Source organism: Fusibacter sp. A1 (assembly GCF_004125825.1).
Lineage (GTDB): Bacteria > Bacillota > Clostridia > Peptostreptococcales > Acidaminobacteraceae > QQWI01.
In genome coordinates, this window is record NZ_QQWI01000006.1 from 311115 (window position 1) to 326318 (window position 15204).

General features: G+C 43.2%; 15 protein-coding genes. 4 read left to right on the forward strand and 11 right to left on the reverse strand.

The window, feature by feature from the left end; all coding sequences use genetic code 11:
* Positions 1-85: 85 nt before the first annotated feature.
* The 10 genes from DWB64_RS10765 to DWB64_RS10810 all read right to left on the reverse strand — a co-directional run bounded on the left by DWB64_RS10765 (position 86) and on the right by DWB64_RS10810 (position 9854).
* A complete protein-coding gene (locus tag DWB64_RS10765; RefSeq protein WP_129488239.1) occupies positions 86-892 on the reverse strand; it encodes a class D sortase in 807 nt (268 codons plus the stop codon).
* Positions 893-979: 87 nt separating this feature from the next.
* Complete coding sequence (locus DWB64_RS10770; protein ID WP_129488240.1) at positions 980-2002, reverse strand: hypothetical protein; 1023 nt, start codon at positions 2000-2002, stop codon at positions 980-982.
* Positions 2003-2103: 101 nt separating this feature from the next.
* A complete protein-coding gene (locus DWB64_RS10775; RefSeq protein ID WP_129488241.1) occupies positions 2104-3306 on the reverse strand; it encodes a methyl-accepting chemotaxis protein in 1203 nt (400 codons plus the stop codon).
* Positions 3307-3449: 143 nt separating this feature from the next.
* The gene (locus tag DWB64_RS10780) at positions 3450-4409 is read right to left on the reverse strand and encodes a D-2-hydroxyacid dehydrogenase (protein ID WP_129488242.1); all 960 of its coding nucleotides are present in this window, start codon (positions 4407-4409) and stop codon (positions 3450-3452) included.
* Positions 4406-5563, reverse strand: a complete 1158-nt coding sequence (locus DWB64_RS10785; protein ID WP_129488243.1) for a glycerate kinase — start codon at positions 5561-5563, stop codon at positions 4406-4408. The genes DWB64_RS10780 and DWB64_RS10785 overlap by 4 nt, the downstream gene beginning before the upstream one ends.
* Positions 5564-5717: 154 nt before the next feature.
* Positions 5718-6338: a 50S ribosomal protein L25 gene (locus DWB64_RS10790; RefSeq protein ID WP_129488244.1), complete on the reverse strand. Its 621-nt coding sequence runs from the start codon at positions 6336-6338 to the stop codon at positions 5718-5720.
* A 72-nt stretch (positions 6339-6410) separates the two neighbouring features.
* Positions 6411-7190, reverse strand: a complete 780-nt coding sequence (locus tag DWB64_RS10795; RefSeq protein ID WP_129488245.1) for a tryptophan-rich sensory protein — start codon at positions 7188-7190, stop codon at positions 6411-6413.
* Between the two features lie 71 nt (positions 7191-7261).
* Positions 7262-7864, reverse strand: a complete 603-nt coding sequence (locus tag DWB64_RS10800) for an NUDIX hydrolase N-terminal domain-containing protein (RefSeq protein WP_129488246.1) — start codon at positions 7862-7864, stop codon at positions 7262-7264.
* 42 nt (positions 7865-7906) lie between these two features.
* A complete protein-coding gene (locus tag DWB64_RS10805) occupies positions 7907-9178 on the reverse strand; it encodes a cell wall metabolism sensor histidine kinase WalK (RefSeq protein ID WP_164980358.1) in 1272 nt (423 codons plus the stop codon).
* A complete protein-coding gene (locus DWB64_RS10810) occupies positions 9171-9854 on the reverse strand; it encodes a response regulator transcription factor (protein WP_129488248.1) in 684 nt (227 codons plus the stop codon). The genes DWB64_RS10805 and DWB64_RS10810 overlap by 8 nt, the downstream gene beginning before the upstream one ends.
* A gap of 147 nt (positions 9855-10001) precedes the next feature.
* Here DWB64_RS10810 and DWB64_RS10815 point away from each other — a divergent pair, with 147 nt between their 5' ends.
* Genes DWB64_RS10815 through DWB64_RS10830 form a run of 4 tightly spaced genes read left to right on the forward strand, consistent with a single transcriptional unit; the run spans position 10002 to position 13583 of the window.
* Positions 10002-10730: a polyphosphate polymerase domain-containing protein gene (locus DWB64_RS10815; protein WP_164980359.1), complete on the forward strand. Its 729-nt coding sequence runs from the start codon at positions 10002-10004 to the stop codon at positions 10728-10730.
* Between the two features lie 2 nt (positions 10731-10732).
* On the forward strand, positions 10733-11422 hold the full coding sequence (locus tag DWB64_RS10820) for a DUF4956 domain-containing protein (protein ID WP_164980360.1): 690 nt from the start codon (positions 10733-10735) through the stop codon (positions 11420-11422).
* Between the two features lie 18 nt (positions 11423-11440).
* Positions 11441-12859: a CotH kinase family protein gene (locus DWB64_RS10825; RefSeq protein WP_129488251.1), complete on the forward strand. Its 1419-nt coding sequence runs from the start codon at positions 11441-11443 to the stop codon at positions 12857-12859.
* Positions 12860-12908: 49 nt separating this feature from the next.
* Positions 12909-13583 (forward strand): hypothetical protein, encoded by a 675-nt coding sequence (locus DWB64_RS10830; RefSeq protein WP_129488252.1) that lies wholly within the window; start codon positions 12909-12911, stop codon positions 13581-13583.
* Between the two features lie 87 nt (positions 13584-13670).
* Here the strand turns inward: DWB64_RS10830 and DWB64_RS10835 are convergent, their stop codons facing one another.
* The gene (locus DWB64_RS10835; protein WP_129488253.1) at positions 13671-15170 is read right to left on the reverse strand and encodes a YdiU family protein; all 1500 of its coding nucleotides are present in this window, start codon (positions 15168-15170) and stop codon (positions 13671-13673) included.
* Between the last annotated feature and the right edge of the window lie 34 nt (positions 15171-15204).

Here is a 15204-nt window from a genome sequence, read left to right on the forward strand (position 1 = left end):
CTAAATTCCACTTAAAATGAAAAGTTCACAGCATCATAAAACCCGATCCTGAACTCTACCGGACCGGGTCATGATAACTCCTTATTTAATCCATTAAAGCATGGATGATGATTCGATGCGTAGATTTATAAATAGGTGTGCAGGTGATTAAGGTCAGCACTTTATGCTTGTCCGTCTGATTGGTAACATAAGTATCCTCAGGTTCTACAATCTTACTGACATATACCGTATAGACGAACTTGCCTTTTGGAGTATTAACAATGATCTTGTCCCCTTTGCCTAGTTCATCTAGTCGATTGAACAGTCTTCCAAAGTTATAGCCCCTGTGCCCAGCGATGACCACATTGCCGATTTCACCCGGGTAAGCAGTCCTCTTCATATGACCCGCAGACCATCTTAAGTCATCCACAGTCGTTCCATCAACAAGCGGCATTTCAAGATCGATGCTCGGGATAGTGATCGTACCCAAATAGACAAACTCATGCGGTCCGTCGGAGTCCTCATCCTCTGTAGCAAGTGGAAACTCTTCTTCGGTCGTCGGCTCAGTCACAGGTTCAGTGACAGGCTCAGTCGTAGGTTCAGATAGCGCATCATCCCCTACATTCAGACTCTGTTCTTCGATGAACATCTCGTAACCTTCCACCAACGAATCTTTAAGCACCGCATCCTGACCGCTTGCAGGCACCTCGTTCTCATCGATAGAGAGCCACTCATCCTGACGCTCATACACACTATTTAAGCTATAAAACGCACTTTGTAGGCTCTCATCCTGATTGATGACAGCCTGATTCAACATATTCGCTTGTACTACTTTTAACATTACAGTATCGATCAATGGGATTGAAAGTACGATCAAGCCAAGAATCATCAATATCGTTCCTAATTTTTTCATCGTATCACCTTCTACTTAATTAGTACCCAAACTTTATCGTTTCATTCTAAATTGTAGTTATGATTACAGAGTTGAAACATATCCAACTTACAGAATACGCTTGTCAAGTAACTCGTTGGCTATGAGCTCTTTTCCCCTAATAAAGTCAGTCACATAGTTTCTTATTCGACCGGCAGCTTCCTTTTCGCCGACGTGTCTTGACATCCACTTGTTATATTTCAGCAAATCGGGTAAATCGGTAAAGGTAAGATGATTGGATCCGCCAATCTTCAACCAGCTGCATTTCGCATCAGATGCTTTGATCATAGTATCAATCCTACGACCGTAGTCCTTTCCGATTTGGGCATGCGCATCCTCTACCTCATTAAACAACCATTCCTCGCTAAAATTCTGCTCCTGGCTTAGATGGAGCTGCTCTACATTTAAACCTTGACTGATTGCCGGTTCAAAAAGTGTTCCGTCAAGGTTGATAAATCGATTGGCTGTGAGTACTTTTTGAGCACTAAGATAATTCGCGGCAATTCCAGCCCCAAGAGAGTGGGCGACAAATAGGATTTCCTTATCCTCAAACAGCACTTTGTATTCCTGCACTATCCTCTGCATCACTTCGTCTAGCTCTTCGACAATCACTGGAATCACCTTCGCTTCAAGCTCTTTTAAAAAGGGCTCCATGGCTGTCGCATCACTTGGGTAGATTACTTCTTCTGTAGAAAAGTCGACATGGTAGGTGAGTCTTATCACATTGCAGTTCAACTTCAAAAGCTGTGCATGTAAAATGGAGTTGTCATCACCGAATCCACCTACTCCATGCAAATAGATCACCGTCTTGTCAGCTAATCCGGATTGCCTTAGGCTATCCACAGGATAGTATCCAATATCCAGCTTTTTTAAAGGTCTCAACAACCAGGGCGGCAAGGGAAACATGTCCTTAATCATGGCAATGTCATCAAGATAGACATACTTACCACTTTCATGTTTCATCTCCGACTTGACTGCGATATCGAATCCCTTTAAGTATTTATAGTGTAACAGTTCATATCTCTTATTCTCGATCTCACTGTTTTTGTTCTCTTCAAACGCCTGTATTCTAGTATTCAATAGTATACTCATAACTTCCTCCATCTTTAACGCTCACTGATCATTCCAGTCTCCTAACTATAAAAAAACCGTCGACATAAGTCAACGGTTTCTCTAGCATTATCTTGCTTCATTTAGATATTCATCAGTTTTTTTACTGAATTATGTACTTCCGATTCCACTTGATCTAAATTTCGAATCTGATCTGTGAGCTTCTCGTTGATCATCGATCCATAGGATGCCGATTCCTCAATGGTTTCAGCTAGTGCTTCCGTAGCCTTTTGAATTTCTGAGGTGTTGGTCACCTGATCCTGAACATGTGTTTTAACCATCACAATCGCCTTATCCACCTCACTGATATCCTTAAGGATTGTTTGGATATTAGTCGTTGCTTTCTCAACTTCCTGGCTGTTCATATTCGTTTTAGAAGCGGTTTCTCCTACTTTACTTACTACGCTCGCAATTTCATTTTGAATCATTTTCATGATACTTGAAATCTCTGTCGAAGCGCTTTGGGATTGAATCGCAAGCTTACCCACCTCGTCGGCGACAATGGCAAAACCTCTGCCGTGCTCTCCAGCCCTTGCCGCTTCGATGGATGCGTTAAGTGCCAAAAGGTTGGTTTGGTTGGATATGTCATTGATCAGATTGATCATCTCATAGGCTTTTCCTATTGAGGCGTTCAAGTTTTCAATTTGTGATTTTACACCTTCGATATCCTCTGTCAGACTGCTGATCGTATGGTTGATCGCCGAAATTGATTCAATACCGCTATTGGCTTCCTCAATGACGTTTTTACTGGCATTTGTCGCTTCTTCAACCATCGTATAGATGCTGTTTGAAGAGTTTGCGATTCCTTCAACCGTTGCTGAAACTTCTTGAGAAGTAGCTGATAACTCTTCGATACCACTAGTCAGTTGCTGTACTTCATCTGCAATGGTTTTAACACCGCCATTGGACTCGATAATCCTAGCGATTATCTTTTCAAGACCGTCTGAAATCTGTTGCTCCTTAACAAGGCTTTCGGCGATTCCTACTGCACCGATGCAGTTGCCCTTCTTATCTCTAATGGGGTATGTAATCGCTCTAAAGGGTATTCCATATACTTGTGCAGGAACAATTGCAGTAATTATTTTGTTTTGTTCAATTGTTGCTTTTAACGGATCATTTGCAGGAATCGGCATGCCGACTTCCAATTTTACATCAAGTTGATCTCCTGGCGCATATGCGATGAACTTTTCTCGGTCTGTCACCGATGCCATGATATCCTTTTGCATCACAGTCTTTAAATACGGTATAAAGTTCGTAAATACTGCATGATTGTTCTTTGTAAACATTACTTCCTCCAAAATTAGGTGACGACTGCGCAAGTGTGTGAACTATCTGAAAATAGAACCATGCGAATTGATTCCATTCATCAATTATATAGTTTTACTTAAAACTAATCAACAGAAGCTTACATAACTCACCTTTTTGAATGCTAACGATCCACCGTATTTACCGGTCTTCCCTCGATATAGGATTCGATATTCTCAACCACCGTATCCATGAGGCGTCCTCTGGCTTCGACGGGTGCCCAGGCGATATGGGGTGTGATAATCATATTAGGCGCCTTAAGGAGCGGATTGTCAGATTGGATTGGTTCAACCGATACCACATCCACTGCGGCGCCTGCCACATGACCGTATAAAAGAGCTTCATACAAATCCTGTTCATTGACCAGCGGGCCTCTAGAGGTATTGATGATATAGACGCCCTTTTTCATTTGAGCTATCGTATTCTTATTCACTAGATTTCTCGTACTCTCAAAAAGAGGCACATGTAAGGAAATTACATCTGAACGCTTAAAGACTTCGTCTAAGGGCACAAAGTGTAAGGCTTTCGATTCCAGACTTCGATCGGGGTTCAAGTCGTATGCAAGCACAGTCATACCGAACGCCTGAGCAATTTCGGCAGTTTTAGCGCCTATCTTTCCCATTCCGATGATTCCCATGCTTTTACCCGATAATTCGAACAGGGGCGTTTCCCAGTAGCAGAAGTCCTGATGGTTCGTCCATTTGCCCGCCCTGACCGTCTGGTCGTGTTTTTCCACACGGTGTGCAAGACCCAAGAGCAGAGCAAAAACGTACTGGGCTACAGCATCGGTTCCATACGTTGGAACATTGCAAACCACAACACCGTTTTCTCGAGCCGCCTTTACATCCACTACGTTATATCCAGTTGCCAAAACAGCAATCATCTTCATTTTAGGATGTCTCCTAATCAGCTCCTCATCAATCGGGGTCTTATTCGTAATCACGATCTCACAGTCTAAAATCCTTTCATCGATAAGGTCTGCTGGAGTCCTATCGTAGATTGTCAGCTCACCGAATTTTCTAATAGGATCCCAGCTCAAATCGCCAGGATTCAAGGTATATCCATCCAGTACAACTAGCTTCATCTTAAACATCCTCTCTCAAATTTTAAGTGTCTACCTATTTCAATCAACCTGCATGTCCGATCCACACTGCTGATCAGATTCACTTTGGAATCCCTAATCAGGTCCTCAAGCGTAGTCGGTTCAGTTACAGTCGATACAATCGCGCTAAATCCATACTCATAAAGCTCGTCAGCCTCTTTTGTCACACTACCACCGATTGCTATTACAGGAATATTCAACTTTTTCGCCCGCCTTGATACCCCTATGGCCACTTTCCCATGTTTGGTCTGATCGTCAATTCTACCTTCACCGGTGATCACCAAATCCACATCGCTGAGCAGATCGTCAAAATGCATCCTATCAAGGACCACATCGATGCCAGACTTTAACTCTGCGCCGAGTACCGCAAGAAAGGCCGCCCCTAGTCCACCGGCAGCTCCGCTACCTTCCCTACTGCAGGCATCAAATCCCGCATAGGCATTCAGCAGTCGACCTACTGCTGTCATCGCAGCATCTATTTCATGCAGCTTGCCGGTATCAAGACCTTTTTGCGGACCGTACACATAGGTCGCTCCGCTGACACCTGTCAAAGGATTTGCGACATCGCACATCACTACAAACTCCGTTTCACCAATCCGGGTGTCCATCCCCGTAAAATCTATTTTCGTGATCTGACTTAGATTTTTGGCACCTTTAAATCGCATCAGCCTATCCCCTTGATAGAACTTGGCTCCAAGTACCTCAAGCATGCCAAGACCGCAGTCATTGGTGGCCGAACCCCCGATTCCAATTGCGATTTTTCTAATACCCTTGTCAAGCGCATTTAGAATCAGTTCGCCCGTTCCCTTAGTAGTTGTCTTTAAGGGGTCCATTTCATTACGATTTAGATGACTGAGTCCCGATGCCGACGCCATCTCCATCGTCGCTGTATCCTCTATGATCACATAGTCGGCTTCAATTTTTCTTCCTAGTGGATCATTCACCGTGCAAGTCACACGCCTGCCGCCCATCGACTGCTCAAGCGCTTCTACAGTCCCTTCACCGCCGTCAGCCACAGAAACCGTCATGACATCATCACCTTTGAAATGACTGATCCAAACATCCCTGATCAGTTCTCCCACTTGATGGGAGCTCAAGCTCCCTTTAAAAGAATCCGGAGCAATCAAAACCCTCATACCAGACGCACCTCACCATTCATATTCTACAACATCCCTTTTCTCCAATTATGCGCTATTTCAAGTCTTATTTCCAGTATTACCAATGCAAAAGACCCTCACCACCGGTGAGGGCCAATCTTTAAAGTTATTTTAATCTAATTACAAATCCAAGTTACTCATTGACCTGTTCGACAGCCATCTCAGCTTCCTCAGCTTCCTCGTCAGTCTCAACAATCTTGCTGGTGTGGTTCAACTGAACGATTACGGTATTTTGAGGTGTGTGTATCTTGAATTTTTTGTCACTCGCAATTGGTAGGTCAGAAACGTGAATCGGCGCATCAAGTGTTAACTCCGATAAGTCGATCGTGACATTGTCAATCAGATCCTTTGGCATTGCTTCGATATGAATCGTGCTGGCCAATTGCTGAACCACAGTACTGGTGGTCTCTACTTTTTCCCTATGTACTAGTATCAGCGGTATTTCAACCGTAATGGCCTCGCCAGCGGTCAGCTGTTGAAATTCGACGTGTAACGTCTCGTTTTTTACAGGGCTTACTTCGATATGTTTGACAATGGCCAGCTTTTTCTCTGTGCCGAAGTCAAGTTCAAGAGAAGCGCCAAGCGGCCTATTTGGAAATTCTTTATCGAAAGCTAGTTTCGGAATTTGAATGTTTTGTGATGCTCTTTCTCTTGAATAGATAGTTGCAGGGATAAAACCTTCACGTCTTAGTCTCTTAGTGTCGCTTTTGCCAGAACCAGTTCTTTCTGAAGCTTTAAGGATATGTGTTTTCATAATTTCTCCTATCTAGTACAGCCTAAAATCGCTAGTGTATTTATACCCTTTAACTATTTCTGTAAACTAAAATTATGTTTTAAATAGTTGACTGATCGTATACAATGTGGCAAGTGCGAGTAAGACCACACAAGTGTAAAGTACCGCTATAGTAAACACATACGTCCCCGCATAGCCTGTTGCGCTCAAATGCTTTACCAAGATACCCGCATAAGCCCAAATTGCAACAAGTCCGTATTCAATACTCCTAATCCGTATCATCGTCACAGAACAGATGATCACCCCTACCAGTAAGATCGCAACCATCCAGATTTCATCCGATAGTCCAAAACCGTTCCATCCCACACTTACAAGATAAGTGACGACATTCGCGATTGCAGCAATTGTTATCCACCCGTAATAAACGGACATGGGTATATTAATCCACCAGTTTTCAGATTTTGAAAACTCATTATGCTTAATCTTAAGAGCGATCATGATCAGTAGGGCTAGGATTGTAAACATAAGTGCAAGCGAAAGTCCAATTTTCAAATAGTGCCAAGATAAGATCCAAAAGGTATTTGCCACATTCGAAAAGCTCAGTAACAGACAGATCTTATTCAGTTCAATACCATGTCTCGTATCATTGTAAGCTTTCGGGTAGGTCAAGGCTTTTACAACAAAGAGTCCCAGTAGCAAATAGATGACACCCCATATCAAAAATGTGTACCCTGCCGGTGCGAACAAGTTGGGATAAGCATCCGAAATCGCTCCTGTAGTCATCTGATTGATAGGTAGGATATTGGCAAGTGCGTTTGCAGCAACCATCATTAAAAATGTGATGCCGGTAATCAATTTTGTTGTTCTGTTCATGGCTCACCTCCGTATTTAATTACTACCCAAATTAAACAAAATCACCTATTGAATTTACAATTTCGCCCTTTTTATAAAATAAGCACTTCATCCTTCTTTCGATTCAATATTCTTTTAATCGTATCGACCGATGTCTTTTTTTCATCCATCGGCGGAAGCTTATCCAAAGCAAAATATGCGCGCTCAGTCGTTTCATTGTTTTCTTTAAAATCGACTACATCCAGGAGTTCACATGCCACGTAATGGCTGTAGATGGTATGCGGATACTTCTTGGGATCTGGAATTTTGTTCTGAATCGCTAAAATCCTCACAGCACGGACATTCATGAATGCCTCTTCCATAAATTCCTTTTCCACATTCTCAAAAAGTGTTCTTCCAATATCCGCCCAACCGCCAGGCAAGGACCATAATCCATTGTTCTCTTTCACCAGTAGAAGCTTACCTTCTTTAACAAGGATTCCTCTGATATCGACCTTCGGTGTCTGGTAACCGCTGTCGTTTGCGAAGACCCCCTTGATGAAGGACACATCCTCCTCAGTCAGTTTTGCCATCATTTCGACGGCGATGCTTCTCAAGCGCTCAAAACGCTCCAGTTCGAAAGGATCCTTACTATAGGTAAGCCCGATTTGAGCTATTTCTTGCAATTCGGTGATGTAACTAAACCAATCTTTCATCTAATTCTCCCTAATTTTAAGCCGTCTTTTAAATCGAAACACTTAGTTTGATGACTTGCCAGCTACTGAAGGTAGTTTGACCGTGAACTTCGTACTGATTCCCGGTTCACTGCTACAGCCAAGTTTACCATCATGCTGTTCAACAATTTCTTTTGCAATCGCTAGACCTAGGCCATGGCTTTGCGACTCCCGATTTCTTGATTGATCGATTCTGTAAAATCGGTCGAAAAGATGTGGGAGATGTTCTGCGGTAATTCCTTCTCCTGTATTTTCAATAGCAAGCTCACAGTTCATACCGGACTTTACAAAAGTCAGTTTAATTCTGCCGCCCGAGTCCGTGTAACGTATCGCATTATCCAGCAGTATTCTGACGGTTTCCGTTAGTTGCTCACGATTTCCATGGATCCATAAGCCTTTTTCACTCTCGTAGTCGAAGTTGAGTTGCTTTTCAAAAGCAAGGACCTCCATCGACAGGGCGATTGCTTCAATACATTCACTCATGTCAAAATCAGCTAGTCGACCGAGAGAGTTTTCACGATGGTCTATTTGGGCCAAGTAAAGCAGATCTTTAGTGAGTCTACCCATTTTTTCTGTTTCCGCTTTGATATTTTCTAGCCAGACCAATGAATGGGAGTCACCCTGTGGTGTGGTTCTAGCCTCAGAAACCAGTAAGTCCGTCGTCGTCTGAATGATTGCAATTGGTGTTTTTAGCTCATGTGAAGCATCGCTAACAAATTGCTTTTGCCTGTCAAATGCGTCTCTTATGGGTTTAGTCGCCGTGCTGGTCAGGTAATTGCTGATTAGCACAACCAGAACAACGCTGCCCAAAAATACGCCGAAAAAAACATAGACCATATTTTCAAGTAGGGTGACTTGCGCACTCACATCGATAAAAGTATAATCTAGCATTCCATTCACTTCTTTATAAATGAATGCCCACTTGTTTCCTTCATAAGAAAGTATCCCCTTTGTCGATTCCTGAGTCATGGCTAAGTCTTTTATGGCTTCAAAAAAAGCCATATCGGCATCAAAAAAAGCGTCACTTCTTATCAAATCACCCTTTGGAGAAGCGGTCAACTTAAAGACTGCCATCCTTTCAGGGTTAGGCTCGCTAAAAGGTGGTTCAGGCGGCTGTTCCCTTCCTTGATCATCCACTTTAGGTCTTGTTTCAGATATGCGGTGCAGCTCTTTTTCAATACCATCATAAATCAACTTATAGGTCAGCATGTAGGTGCTTGAAAATGTGATAAATACAAGTATTGTGAGGATGATAAGATTTGTCCAAAGTATTCTTAGCTTAAGCTGTCTAAACATCTTGATTTTCCTCCAAAACATATCCTACACCGCGCATGGTTCTTATCGTGACATTCGACTTCAGATAGATCAACTTCTTACGTAAAAAAGAAATATAGACCTCGACATGATTGTCTTGCGCCTGTGAATCGAACCCCCATAGTTTTTCAATCATTATTTCTTTTGAGGTGTAAATCCCTTTCCTAAGCATTAAAAATGCTAGCACATCACATTCTTTAGGTGATAATCGCACCTTTTTATCGAGTCTTGACATATCAAGCGTCGAAGTGTTTAACGACACATCTCCAAATGTCAGCTTGTTCAAATCCACAAGTTGATCTTTTCTTCTAAGAAGGGCCCGTATCCTTGCCAGAAGCTCATCTGTTGAAAATGGCTTTGGCAGGTAGTCGTCCGCACCTAGATCGAGCCCCGTCACCTTATCCGAGATGTCTCCTTTTGCAGTGAGAAGCAGGACAGGAGTATTTATCTTATTAAGTCTCAGTTCTTTTAACACACTAAGCCCATTCAGTTCAGGAAGCATGATATCAAGCAGTATCAGATCATAACTGTCCGTAAGTGCCTCGTCCAGTCCTAAAACTCCATCATGTTTAATTTCAACCTGATACTTCTCTCTCGTTAGTATGGCACTGACAGCTGTGGCCAGATTGATTTCGTCTTCTATCAATAGGATTCTCATAAGCGCCCTCACTTTCTAAAATTGCTACTTTGAGTATAGCATATCAACCTTTAGTGAAACTTAAAAGATATATCATTCCTTTAAGGTTCAATTAAGGTTTAAGGATTACACTAGAATCAATCAAATAATCAAAAGGAGATGAACGGCATGAGTGATGTTTTTAATCGCTACGAAAAAAAATACAAATTGACAAAAAAACAGTACCTTCGCGTGATAGATGAACTGCAAATCATGATGATCAATGAGGCTACCATGGAATCACTACAACCGAACCGTTACACAGTAAAGAATATTTACTACGATACCGATGACTATCAGCTGATCAAGCATTCGCTTTCAAAACCCTATTACAAAGAAAAATTAAGACTCAGAGGCTATGATGCCATTGATTCAGATAGTCTGGTCTATCTTGAACTCAAAAAAAAATGCGCCGGCTTTGTAAACAAACGCCGTACCAGCATCTCGCTCAGCGACGCCCAAGCATTCATCCGTACCGGCATAGCACCTCAACACCAAGCCTATCATAACAAGCAAGTAATGAAGGAGATAGAATATTTTCTAACCCGGTATCAGGTAAAACCAAAGGCATTGATCAAGTATGACCGTATCGCATATGAGTCAGATGGACTTAGGATAACTTTTGACACAAACCTCACCGGCACGCATAACACACTGAGGCTTGACACAAAGCCTACGGATGCTCAACCTATCGAGGAATCGATCCATCTAATGGAAGTCAAGTGCTCAGGTGCCATGCCGCTATGGCTGAGCAGGCTGTTTTCAAAAGCGAAGCTATCACCAACCGGATTCTCAAAGTACGGTACCTATTTTTTACAAAGTTCATCCATCAAAAGAACAACAAAAGGAGTTGCATAAGCATGTTGAATACACTTTTATCCACCACACAAACGATGCCTGTGGGTATCACTCAGCTGATTTTCAGTCTATTGATAGCGCTACTGCTCGGCATGATGATCAGCATCACACATACAAAATCCCACCCGACATCAAAATTCTTGGACAATTTTTCAGTCACTCTGATCATGTTACCCGCGGTAGTGGCAATGATCATCCTTTTAATCGGCAGTGATATTGCAAGAGCCTTCTCCCTAGCAGGAGCCTTTTCAATCATCCGGTTCAGAAGCGCGCCAGGAAACCCCAAGGATATCACCTTCGTACTGCTCAGTATGGCCACTGGTCTGGCCGTAGGAACAGAAATGGCCCTCTATGCGGTGATTTTCGATACGCTTCTCTGTGCGGTACTTTTGGCCATAAGTTTCACAAAAACGGTTATCAAGAATCAAGAACACCAGAAGCTGATGATCAGCATCCCGGAAGATATGGAGTATCATCACAATTTCTCTGATATTCTGAGTAACTATACTGCGATGAATCAGCTGGTGGGAGTTAAAACAGCGGCGTTGGGTAGCTTGTATCAGCTAAATTACATGGTCATACTAAAGGACGCTTCAAAAGCGAAAGAAATGATCGACGAATTACGAGTCCGTAACGGCAACCTAAATATATCCTTATCCACAATTCAGACTGACAATGACTCTTTTTACTAGAAAGGAAGGTGCTTAGACATGAAAAAGAACAGAATACTCTTAATGATGTTAGTGATCACAACACTGTTTACATCCGCTTGCCAGACGAGTGCGGCGACTTCACCATTAGGCGTTAGCCCAGCGTTTTCCAGCACTGATGAACAAGTCGAATACGCCTCCTTCTTTGACAGTGCCACCATCCATCAGGTCTCAGTCACAATAGATACGCTTGATTATCAAGCCATTTTGGCAGACCCTGAAGCCGAAGAATTTTATCCTGCCACTATCACCCTAGACGGCGTAGAAGTGGATGATGTCGGTTTTAGAACAAAGGGCAATTCCACCCTCAGGTCTGTCGCCAATTCGACTTCGGACAGGTATAGCTTTAAAATCAACGCGTCTGAATATGTCGACAAACAAAAGGTTGCCGGTTTAGACGAGTTTGTACTCAACAACATGTACGCAGACGCCTCCTACCTACGGGAGTACCTCAGTTATGAACTGATGTCATCCTTGGGCATGGACGTTCCTATGGCTAGTTTTGTCAATGTGAGTATCAACAACGAACACGTGGGCTTCTATCTACTTGTCGAATCTGTTGATGACAGTTTTATAAAGCGTGTGTTCGGTGACAATGACGGCAACCTCTATCGTCAGGACCAAGGCAGCAGCTTGGCGGTTGACGAGACAGAAACCTATCCGAGTTCAAGTCAAAAAAATGGAGACGATCAAACCAAAGCGGATCTTCATCTTCTTACCACCACATTACAGGCAATCGAAAGTGGTGATAAGGGCGCTATCGAAGACGTTCTAGATGTTGAAAGCGCTCTCTATTATATGGCTACAAACTTCATGCTCTCAAACTACGACAGTTATAACAGCAGAATGCAGCAAAATTACTACTTGTACAACCATCAGGGAGTATTCTATGTCATCCCATGGGATTTCAACATGTCTTTTGGCGGTTTTCCAGAACAAGTGAATGGAGAATTGAATGTAGATATGCCGATTTCAGGAACTAATCTATCCGATTTTCCTCTCATTGAAAAGTTACTCTCCATCGAGGAATATAAGACACGCTATTATGAAATTCTAAAAGAGTATGCACAGGAGCTTGAAGGCATCGAAGAGCATATCACAGAGCTTGCGGACTGGATACGACCTTATGTGAAAGAAGATCCAACAAAATTCACCACAATCGAGGACTTTGAAGCTGCGATTATCTATCAAGAAAACGAAGTCGTTCAAGTCAGGCCTCAAGGCAATCGCGAACCTAAAAATAGGGATACTCCGCCGACCCCACCGCAAGATGGACAGGCTCCGATGGACAATCAGCCCGGCTTATCTGGAAAAGGTCCTAATCAACCTAGGGGCGATATGAGCATGGGGTCTGGAAGAAGTCTGATCAATGTGATCCGTGAAACGATAGATGCGGTAAAGGAGCAAGTAGTGAATTAAATCCTTCCTTACAGCGATGAGAGATTTCCAAATTTGAAAGGAGGTTTATGTGAATATCAATGCCAGTCAACTAAATCTATACAGAGTTCAGATGAATACCAGTCTAGCCTCAACTTTTCAAAGGCAAGAAAATGCTACTGTTTCCAAAGACAGTAGCACCGATGATCAATTCAGTATCAGTTCACAGGGGCATGCTAAAAGTATGGCCATGCGACATATCAGGCGTGAGAATCCCGAGCAGATGAAAGCAGCTATGGATGCTTTCACCTCTGCCTATGAAGACTTGGATATCGGGTCCTTGGATGTGGAGTCGATGAGTGATGAGGAAATCGCAACCGTGCTTCAAAGTTTTGAAAACGCACTTGGTGATTCAAAGCCAGACCAGATGAGACCCTCTGCTGAGATGACCTCTGAAGAAAGAACTCAGGCGCTTAAAGGACTTCAACGTTTCAGCTCTGATTCTCAAAAGCCAATGGCTAAACCCGGTGGCTATGGCAATATTGGAGGTGGAAGACCACCTATGCGGCCAATGGGGACCGCGCCTAATCCGGTAACCGATTCGCAAATAAGCGATACTTCAGAGAATTCCTCGGACCTACTACAAACCTTACTGGATGCGATTGAAGCAGCCGATGAGCAAAATTCAATCAGTTACCGTTCGAGCAATTACTCATTGTCAGGCATGCAAAACATACTTAGTCAAATTTCAGCAAATCAAAGTTAGTCATTAAATGGAAATCTCTCTTCAGCTGCCTTATAGGCAGCTTTTCTTTATTTATTCCACCTCATGAAGCTCATGAATTATTCCAATTTAGGTCCCACAAAATGTTTGATAGCTCCCACCTCCAGTCGGAGGAAGCTTGGCAAAATCAAGTGACTGCACATCATATGCATAAGGTGAGCTTAGTACATTTAATAGAGCTTTAAATTCTGACAGGTCTCCGCCGGTTGCCGCCTTCAAAGCACTCTCTACAAGGTGGTTTCTTGGAATGACAAAAGGATTGTAACTTTTCATTAGCTCGAAGCTCTCTCTTTTTGTGCACGCCAAACGCTCTAAGGTAGTTTTCCAGCTGTCCTGCCAGTCCATAAAGTCTTTACTTAGTAAAAAACTGTCATTTAGCAGTACTGAAGAATCGATGGAGCCATTTTCGTCCATCTGTAGGGTCAGAAACACAAATGTATTGGTGTAATCGGCTTTGTGCTTCTCCATTAGTTGCAAGAGCTCCAATACGATTGGGGCATCTTCAAGACTGGCTCCAACGAGCCCAAGCTTTCTGAGCAGACCACTCAGCCATGCTTCCTGAAAGTGCTTACTGAACCCTTCAACGGCTTTTGTGGCAAGCTTTACCGCCTCTTGCATGTCATCCGACAGCAGCGGCAATAGGCTTTCTGCAAACCGTGATAGATTCCATACACCTATGCCTGGCTGCTTGGAATATGCATAACGTCCATTAGCGTCGATAGAACTGAACACCGTATCCGGGTGATAGGTATCCATAAAGGCACATGGTCCATAATCGATTGTTTCACCGCTCAGAGTCATGTTATCCGTGTTCATCACACCGTGGATAAAACCGACGAGCTGCCATTTTGAAATCAACTCCGCCTGACGTCTGACCACTTCATTTAATAACTCAAGATACGGATTATTCGCATCCTTTACAGAGGGATAATGGCGATCGATCGTGTAGTCGGCAAGTGCTTTTAGCACATCCACTCCTTGACTAGTAGCATACTGAAACGTCCCCACACGCAAGTGGCTTGCAGCTATACGGGTGAGTACCGCACCATCAAGGGGCTTTTCACGAAATATCTTCTCACCGGTCCCCACTACGGCAAGACTCCTTGTAGTGGGGATTCCAAGGGCATACATCGCTTCGCTGATCAAGTATTCCCTTAACATTGGACCAACCGCCGCGCGCCCGTCTCCGCGCCTAGAGTAAGGAGTAGGACCGGATCCCTTAAGCTGAACATCGACAACCTCTCCTTTTGGTGTTATCTGCTCTCCTATCAGAATCGCACGACCATCCCCAAGCATGTTCAAGTAACCGAACTGATGCCCTGCATAGGCTTGAGATAAAGGTGCTGCGGTCTCAGGCACTATATTGCCAGAAAATAGCTGAGCAAGCTCCTCACTTGTAACGGTAGCAACTTGAAGCCCCAACGCTTCTTCAAGTTGCGTGTTCAAAATTAAGACTTTTGGCGCTTTTACCGAAGCAGGCTTCATTGGTGTATATAAGGAATCAGGCAGGTCTTGAAACGTATTCTGAAGGTTCCATCCTATCGTGTTTGTTTTATCATAAGTATTCATTGAACACATCCTTTCTTGTCTATCTCTATCATAC

Bases quoted from the DNA above. Each gene is read 5' to 3' on its own strand.
- DWB64_RS10765 (WP_129488239.1), bottom strand. From the start codon at position 892: ATGAAAAAATTAGGAACGATATTGATGATTCTTGGCTTGATCGTACTT.
- DWB64_RS10800 (WP_129488246.1), bottom strand. From the start codon at position 7,864: ATGAAAGATTGGTTTAGTTACATCACCGAATTGCAAGAAATAGCTCAA.
- DWB64_RS10835 (WP_129488253.1), bottom strand. From the start codon at position 15,170: ATGAATACTTATGATAAAACAAACACGATAGGATGGAACCTTCAGAAT.
- DWB64_RS10820 (WP_164980360.1), top strand. From the start codon at position 10,733: ATGTTGAATACACTTTTATCCACCACACAAACGATGCCTGTGGGTATC.
- DWB64_RS10775 (WP_129488241.1), bottom strand. From the start codon at position 3,306: ATGTTTACAAAGAACAATCATGCAGTATTTACGAACTTTATACCGTAT.
- DWB64_RS10795 (WP_129488245.1), bottom strand. From the start codon at position 7,190: ATGAACAGAACAACAAAATTGATTACCGGCATCACATTTTTAATGATG.
- DWB64_RS10815 (WP_164980359.1), top strand. From the start codon at position 10,002: ATGAGTGATGTTTTTAATCGCTACGAAAAAAAATACAAATTGACAAAA.
- DWB64_RS10825 (WP_129488251.1), top strand. From the start codon at position 11,441: ATGAAAAAGAACAGAATACTCTTAATGATGTTAGTGATCACAACACTG.
- DWB64_RS10770 (WP_129488240.1), bottom strand. From the start codon at position 2,002: ATGAGTATACTATTGAATACTAGAATACAGGCGTTTGAAGAGAACAAA.
- DWB64_RS10810 (WP_129488248.1), bottom strand. From the start codon at position 9,854: ATGAGAATCCTATTGATAGAAGACGAAATCAATCTGGCCACAGCTGTC.
- DWB64_RS10805 (WP_164980358.1), bottom strand. From the start codon at position 9,178: ATGTTTAGACAGCTTAAGCTAAGAATACTTTGGACAAATCTTATCATC.
- DWB64_RS10790 (WP_129488244.1), bottom strand. From the start codon at position 6,338: ATGAAAACACATATCCTTAAAGCTTCAGAAAGAACTGGTTCTGGCAAA.
- DWB64_RS10780 (WP_129488242.1), bottom strand. From the start codon at position 4,409: ATGAAGCTAGTTGTACTGGATGGATATACCTTGAATCCTGGCGATTTG.
- DWB64_RS10785 (WP_129488243.1), bottom strand. From the start codon at position 5,563: ATGAGGGTTTTGATTGCTCCGGATTCTTTTAAAGGGAGCTTGAGCTCC.